We start from the raw sequence: 7277 nt of genomic DNA, 5'->3' as shown, positions 1-7277 counted from the left end.
ATCGCAGGCAAGCCAGCTCCCACCTTCAGATTGTTGTCAGCTTCAACGCCAGCGCCTTGGCCTGAAGCGCCACGTCCGTCACGGCAGTGCTCTCCCACCACATCCCCCGCAACGGCGGGCCCATGGCGAACAGGCGCTGGCTGACTTGGCCTTGGGCATCGAGCACTGCGCCCGAGGTGTCCGCGGCAATCCCCAACGCCAACGGCCCTGGCGCAATCAGGCCGCGCTTGAGCAATTGCTGCGGCAACGGCCGGGCAACGCGGCGCCAATCGTATTCAATGCCGCTGGAGTTGATCAATGCCGCACCCGACACCTCGATTACCGCTTGCTCGCCTCGCGGGCGTAGTCGAATGGTCACGCCGTTGGCGGCAGGCGCCAACCCTTGGTACGACGCCGCCTGAATCCGCAAGCGCCCTTCTTCGTGCAGCCGCGCCACCAACTGCGCACTCAGCGGCGGCGAACGGTGGTGATGGCTTTCCCACCAGGGCCGAACATGGCGCACGAACTGGCGCTTCTCGCGCTCACTGGCCTGGCTCCATAACCTGCCGATATGCGCACGCACGGTGTCCAGCGGCGCTTGCCAATCAATGCCTTGATCGAGCGCGATCCGGCATTGGCGTCGTACCTCTCGCAGCAATTGTCGCGGGCTGCGCAGGCGCTGGTCCGCTGCCAGAAAGTCCACCCAGCTCGGCGGTTGCCGCCGCACATGGGGCAACAGCCCATGGCGCGAGAAAATCTCGATCGGCCCGCGATGGCCGGCCTGTTCCAGCGACACCACGGCATCCACCATGGTCAGCCCGGAGCCGATGATCAGCACCGTCGACTGCGGGTCGAGTCGGGCCATGGCGTTGACGTCCCACGGGTCCATCGCCGCCGCGTTCAGGCCGCTGGACTCAGTCTGTGGCGTACGCGCCGCCGGGAACATACCCGTCGCCAACACCGCGTAGGCACCGCGCAATTGCTCGCCGTTATCCAGTGTGAGCAACGTCGAAGTTTCATCCACTTGCACGTCGACCACCTCGGCGCGCACATGCTCGACCGTTGATTCAGACAGGGCCTTGGCTTGCGCCAGACGCTGCTGCGCATACAAGCCGAAAAGTCCGCGCGGCGGGAACAGTTCGCTGACGGGCACCGGTTGCTCATGGGCCTGCGGCCAACCACCGGCGCCGATGTAGTCGGTGAGCCACTGGGTCAGGTCGTCGGCATTGTCCGGGTCGACGCTCATGCGCGCGGCGTTGCCGTTCAAGGTGTGGCCCAGCTCGACGGCGCTGTAGGCCTCGCCACGGCCAAGCTCGGCGCGCGGCTCGATCACCAGGATTCGCCGCTGCCCAGGCAAGCGCAGCAGTTGCACGGCGAGCATTGTGCCGCTCAGGCCGCCGCCGATGATCAGGACATCGGCGTTGCGGATGGATTCAGTCATGCACGTTCGCCCTTACTGTTTACCCAGATAAATATCATGCAGATCGCCCCGCGCGAGCAGTTGCGCGGCGCTGCCACTCAAGGCCACGCGCCCAGTATCCAGTACGTAGCCGTGGGACGCATAGGTCAGCGCGACGTTGATGTTCTGCTCGGCGATCAAAAAGCTCACCTGCTGCTCGCGATTGAGCTGCGCGATGATCGCGAAAATCTCCTGCACGATCATCGGCGCCAGGCCCATGGACGGCTCGTCGAGCAGTACCAGGGTCGGGCGCGTCATCAGCGCGCGGCCAATAGCGACCATTTGCTGTTCGCCACCGGAGGTGAGCCCGGCGCGGGTGTGGCGCTTGGTCTTGAGCCGAGGGAACCAGGCGTAGATACGCTCCAGGTCATGTTCCATGTCTTTGCGGCTCAGGCGCCGCACGAAACCGCCGCTGCGCAGGTTGTCTTCCACGCTCAGTTGGCCGAACACATGGCGACCTTCCAGCACGTGGACCATGCCCTGGCGCACACGGCGGCTGGGGTCGATACCGGCGAGGTCCTGCCCGGCATACTCGATCAGGCCCCGGCTGACCTCGGCCCGCTCGGCACGCAGCAGCCCCGAAATCGCCTTGAGCGTGGTGCTCTTGCCCGCGCCATTGGCACCGAGCAAGGCCACAATGGCGCCCTTGGGCACACTCAACGTCACGCCGGCCACCGCCAGGATCGCGCCGTCATAGATCACTTCGATGTCGTTGACCGTCAGCAGCGACGGGCGCGTGTTGTCGGCGGCGGGCTGGCTCATGGCTTATTCATCCCCGGTACAGGTGCGCGGCGTCAGGCCTTTTTCCTTGGCGAAGGCGGCGGATTTTTCGTCGATCAATGGGCGCAACAGCGCACGGTCGGCGGCGATCCAGTCGCTAATCAGCGTCCAGTTGGCGCCGTCCCACTGCTGCACGCGGGCCGAGCCGCCGCCTTCGTGGTCACGGCACGACAGCTTGAGGTTTTGCATCAGGCCCAGGTAACCCATGGCCTTGAGGCGCGCATCGTCAATATTCAGGTGCTCCAGGCCCCAGCGGCCTTCTTCGCCATTGAGTGGGCGCTGGCCAAATTTGGCCTGGCCGGTGCGGATCGCTTCCACCGCCACGGCAGCGTTCACCAGCCCTGAGTTGTAGTAGACGCTGCCGAAGTTCTTCAGGTCCTTGAGGTCACTGTGGCCCTTGTCGAGGATGTATTGCTTGAGGCGTTTGTGGATGTCGAAATCGGCACCGGCCGGGTATGGCGTCAAGGCCAGGTAACCTTTGGCGGCGGCGCCGGCGGGCAAGACGTCTTCGCTGGAACTGGCCCAGATATCGCCGATGATGTGGTCGACCGGGAAACCGAAACGCGCGGCCGTCTTCACCGCCACAGGGGTCGAAACGCCCCAGGTGCGCAGGAACACCCAGTCCGGGTTGGCCTGGCGCACCTGGCGCCACTGCGCCGATTGCTCGTTGCCGGGGTCGGCGACCGGAATCTGGATATTTTCAAAGCCGTATTTTTCCGCGAGTAATTTCAACGGCCCGAGGGTTTCGCGCCCGTAGGCCGAGTCGTGGTAGACCGTGGCAATCTTCTTGCCCTTGAGTTTGTCGAAACCGCCTTCGCGCTGGGCGATGTAGTTCACCAGGGTCGACGCCTCGCTGTAGAAGGTCAGCATCACCGGAAAGTTGTACGGGAACACCGTGCCGTCGGTGGCTTCGGTGCGACCGTAGCCCAGGGTAATCAGCGGAATCTTGTCCACTTCAGCGCGTTCGCTCAGCGCATAGGCCGCCGGGGCGCCATTGGGCTGGTAGACCGCGACCGGCGCGCCATCCAGGCCATTTTTGAAGCGCTCGTAGCACTCAATGCCCTTTTCGGCCGTCCATTCGGTCTCGCATTCCTGCCAGACCAGTTTGACGCCGTTGATGCCGCCTTCGACCTCGTTGATGTAACGCAGGTAGTCGATCATCCCGGCCCACACCTGCACGCCGCTGGACGCGTAAGCGCCCACACGGTAAGTCGCCAGGGGAATGAATTGCTGGTCTGGCGAGGCCATCGCCTGGGGCACAGCACCGGCCAAGGCCGCCAGCGCGAAGGCGGCGCCGACCAGGGAACGTTTCAAGGATGCACGCATGGGAATTCTCTTAAGGGAATGTTTTAGAAACGCAGCGGCCACTGCCGCAGGCGATCACGCAGGTTGTGCAACAGGCGAATCAAGCCTTCGGGTTCCTTGATCAGGAACACGATGATCAACACGCCAAAGATGATTTTCTGCAGGTTCTGCAACTGCCCCGCATCCACCGAACCGCCGAACAGCGCTTGCCCGGCATGGCTGAGGAAGATCGGCAGCAAACTGATGAATGCCGCCCCGACGAAGTTGCCGGCGATGCTGCCCATGCCACCGATAATGATGATGAACAGGATCTGGAAAGACCGGTTGATATCGAAGCTGCTGGCGCTGGCCGTGCCCAGGTAGGCGAAGGCCCACAGCGCGCCGGCGATCCCTAAGTAGAACGAGCTGACCGCAAACGCCAGGCGCTTGTAGCGCACCACCGGGATGCCGACCACGGCGGCGGCGGTGTCCATGTCGCGGATCGCCATCCAGTTACGCCCCACTTGGCTGCGCACCAGGTTGAACGCGGCCCAGGTCAACAGCAGCACCGTGACCAGCGTCAGCAGGTAGCGGCCCACCGGCGTGTTGAGGTCATGCCCGAACAGCGCCAGCTTGGGTGCGGAGATGGTCCCGGACGAACCGTAGTTGTAGAACCAGGGGAATTTGACGAACAGCCATTCGAGGAAAAACTGCGCGGCCAGCGTCGTGACCATCAGGTAGAAGCCCTTGATCCGCGAGCGGGGCAGGCCGAACAGCAAGCCGACCAGCGCACTGATGATCCCGCCACCGAGCAGCGCCACCGGCAAGCCCAACTCCGGCAGACGCAGCAGAAAGCCGTAGGTGGCGAACGCGCCGACCGCCATGAAACCCGCCGCGCCGACCGAGGTTTGCCCGGTATAGCCGGTCAACAGGTTCAGGCCCAACCCGGCCAGGGACAGCACCAGGAAGGGGACCAAAATCGCATTCAGCCAATAGTCGTTGCCCCACCACGGCACCCCGACAAAGGCCAGCGCCAGCAGGCCGATCAGGCCCCAGGGCAGGCGCCGCGGAACCAACAAAAGCGGCGCGGTTTCTTCAGCTACGGGTATCGACATGGTTTCAGACTCGCTCAATGGCGCGCTCGCCGAACAGGCCGGCGGGACGGATATACAGGAAGGCCAAGGCCAATACGTAAGCGAACCATGGCGTAATACCGCCGCCGATCAGCGGGCCGATATACACCTCGGCGAGGTTTTCCGCCGCGCCGACAATCAGCCCGCCGACAATCGCCCCGCCAATCGAGGTAAAGCCGCCGATGATCAACACCGGCAGGGCCTTGAGCACCACCAGCGACAAGGAGAACTGCACGCCCTGGCGCGCGCCCCAGAGCAGCCCCGCCACCAGCCCGACAACCCCCGCCACAGCCCAGACGATCTGCCAGATGCGGTTGAGGTTGATGCCGATGGACAGCGCCGCCGTGGTGTCATCCGCCACCGCGCGCAACGACACGCCGATGCGGGTCTTGTTGAACAGCAGCGCCAGCACGCTCACCAGCAGCACCGCAGCGGCGGCGGCGATCAGGTCGAACTGGCTGAGCATCAAGGGCCCGACAAACAACGGCACGTCGTCGATACCCAGGTCCAGCGCGCGCACTTCAGACCCCATCAAGCCTTGGGCCAGGCCCTCGATAATGAACGACAAGCCCAAGGTGGCCATGAACAGGGTGATCTGCGAACGGTTCACCAGCGGGCGCAACACCAGGCGCTCGATCAACAAGGCGCCGACGATCATCACGATCACCGTCAACAACAGCGCCAGCGCAAACGGCACGCCTTGGTCGTGCAGGCTGACGAAAGTGAGGGCCGCAAACAGCAGCATCGAGCCCTGGGCAAAATTGAACACGCCGCTGGCTTTGTAGATCAGCACGAAGCCGATGGCGACCAGCGAGTACAGGGTGCCGGCGAGCAGGCCGCCGAACAGGGTTTCGAAAAAGAACGTCATCAGTGCACCACTCCCAGGTAGGCCGCGATCACGTCCGGGTTGGCCTGCACTTGGGCAGGCGTGCCGTCGCCAACCTTGCGCCCGTAATCGAGCACCACCACGTGGTCGGACAGGCCCATCACCACGCCTGTCATGTTCGATCAACACCACGGTGGTGCCCAGGTCGCGGTTCACGTCGGCAACGAAGCGCGCCATGTCCTGCTTTTCCTCGGCGTTCATCCCGGCCATGGGCTCGTCGAGCAACAACAGGCGGGGGCTTGCGATCAACGCGCGGCCAAGCTCCACACGTTTTTGCAAGCCATAGGACAGGTTGCCCACCAGCACATCGCGATGGGCTTGCAGCTCGAGGAATTCAAGGATGCCCTGGGCGCGCAGGCGGAAGGCGTCGGCTTCACGTCGCGCACGCGACAAGCCCAGGGCCTGTTCGATGAAGGTGGTACGCATGTGCCGCGACAGGCCGGTGAGGATGTTGTCGAGCACACTCATCTTCTTGAACAGTGCATTGTTCTGGAAGGTGCGGCCGATGCCTCGGCGCGCGGCACCCAGCGGGTCAATGCGGTGAAAGTGCTGGTCTTCAAACACGATCTCACCGGCATCGAAGCGGTACACACCGTTAAGCACATTGAGCAACGAGCTTTTACCCGCGCCGTTGGGGCCGATCAGCGCGCAGATTTCGCCGCGCTGCACCTCGAAGGACAAGGCATTGATGGCCTTGACCCCGTTGAAGGACAGCGAGATATCCCGCACCTGGAGAATGGGCTGGCTCATGCGATGTCCCGTTTGAATTCAGCCAGCCATGCCGGGTCGCTGCTGGTCTTGTGCGTGCTCGGTGGCTGCCAGATGTACGCCAGCCGCTGAAAACCCAGCAGCCGGCGCACGCGGTTTTTAAGCAGGCGACGCAGGCCACTTTGCGGGTGGGCGATGGCCCAGTCGCATAGGCGTCGACGCCAGGTGCCTCGGGGCGCCAGGCGGCTTTCGATCTCGTCGGCCAAGTGCTGCAAGCGTTGAGGCGACAGCAGCAAACCGGTGGGGCTGACTTCGGTGCGATCCCGTCGCGCCGAGGCAAGGCTTTCCGCAAACGCCAGGCCATGACCACTGTTCAGCCACTGCTCCAGCACCACGGCCAGGCCGCCCTGCCAATGGGTGCCCTCCTCGCTCCACAACACGGTTTCGCCGCTGGGCTGCCACCAGCGTTGCAGGTGCTGCGCGGCCTCCACAGGCCCCAGCAACTGGACGAAATCCAGCAGGTTGGCCGCCTGCCAATGCCGCACCTGCTGGCGGTCCTGCACATAGGAATGGGTCGGGCGAATGCGCCAAAGCTGTTGGTAGAGCACCTCGGGTTCAAGGTCATCGGCGAGGGTCAGCGCCTGCCCGCCGATGGACTGCGCCGCCAGCGCGAGCAACAACAGATTGGGTTCGAAAGCGCCGCTGAGGGCCAACCGCGATTGCTCGCTGAAGCCCTGCTGGCGCAGGCCATCGGCCAGGCGCTCGACATCCCGCAACACGTCGATCCAGCGCCATGCATACCACTGGCCCTGGCGCTTGTGGCGCAAGGCAATGTGCAGCGGGGTGATCTGCGCCCAGTGGTGCAGTTGTTCCAGGGCCTTGGGCAGGTCACCGAGCAGTTCGGCAGGCCATTCCAACGCCTGCGGCCGTTTGAGTTCGTGCACGCTCATAGGGGTAATGCTCCTATTGGGTGGTTAAGCGTGCGGTGGTCCGCTGGCTGGATTGTTTGGATCAATACCGGGCAAATGTGGGAGCTGGCTTGCCTGCG

General features: G+C 63.9%; 6 protein-coding genes and 1 pseudogene. All 7 read right to left on the bottom strand.

The genetic code is table 11. The features are described from left to right. Window positions 1–25: 25 nt before the first annotated feature. Window positions 26–1420: an FAD/NAD(P)-binding protein gene (locus WBB95_RS17505; protein ID WP_424488732.1), complete on the bottom strand. Its 1395-nt coding sequence runs from the start codon at window positions 1418–1420 to the stop codon at window positions 26–28. A 12-nt stretch (window positions 1421–1432) separates the two neighbouring features. After that, window positions 1433–2200, bottom strand: coding sequence for an ABC transporter ATP-binding protein (locus WBB95_RS17500; protein WP_424488731.1), 768 nt, complete (start codon window positions 2198–2200; stop codon window positions 1433–1435). Window positions 2201–2203: 3 nt separating this feature from the next. After that, complete coding sequence (locus WBB95_RS17495; protein WP_424488730.1) at window positions 2204–3544, bottom strand: ABC transporter substrate-binding protein; 1341 nt, start codon at window positions 3542–3544, stop codon at window positions 2204–2206. A gap of 23 nt (window positions 3545–3567) precedes the next feature. Beyond that, window positions 3568–4617 carry a branched-chain amino acid ABC transporter permease gene (locus tag WBB95_RS17490; RefSeq protein ID WP_424488729.1) on the bottom strand — a complete coding sequence of 350 codons (1050 nt, stop codon included), beginning with the start codon at window positions 4615–4617 and terminating at the stop codon, window positions 3568–3570. Between the two features lie 4 nt (window positions 4618–4621). Further along, window positions 4622–5503: a branched-chain amino acid ABC transporter permease gene (locus WBB95_RS17485; RefSeq protein ID WP_424488728.1), complete on the bottom strand. Its 882-nt coding sequence runs from the start codon at window positions 5501–5503 to the stop codon at window positions 4622–4624. Beyond that, a pseudogene (locus WBB95_RS17480) lies at window positions 5503–6271 on the bottom strand (ABC transporter ATP-binding protein). Before WBB95_RS17480 ends, WBB95_RS17485 begins: the two are co-directional and overlap by 1 nt. After that, complete coding sequence (locus tag WBB95_RS17475; RefSeq protein WP_424488727.1) at window positions 6268–7179, bottom strand: AMP-binding protein; 912 nt, start codon at window positions 7177–7179, stop codon at window positions 6268–6270. The pseudogene WBB95_RS17480 and the gene WBB95_RS17475 overlap by 4 nt, the downstream one beginning before the upstream one ends. Window positions 7180–7277 lie beyond the last annotated feature (98 nt).

It is taken from the genome of Pseudomonas sp., from assembly GCF_049645325.1.
GTDB lineage: Bacteria > Pseudomonadota > Gammaproteobacteria > Pseudomonadales > Pseudomonadaceae > Aquipseudomonas.
The sequence above is the reverse complement of the archived record's forward strand: the minus strand, read 5'-3'. Positions and strand labels throughout refer to the sequence as shown.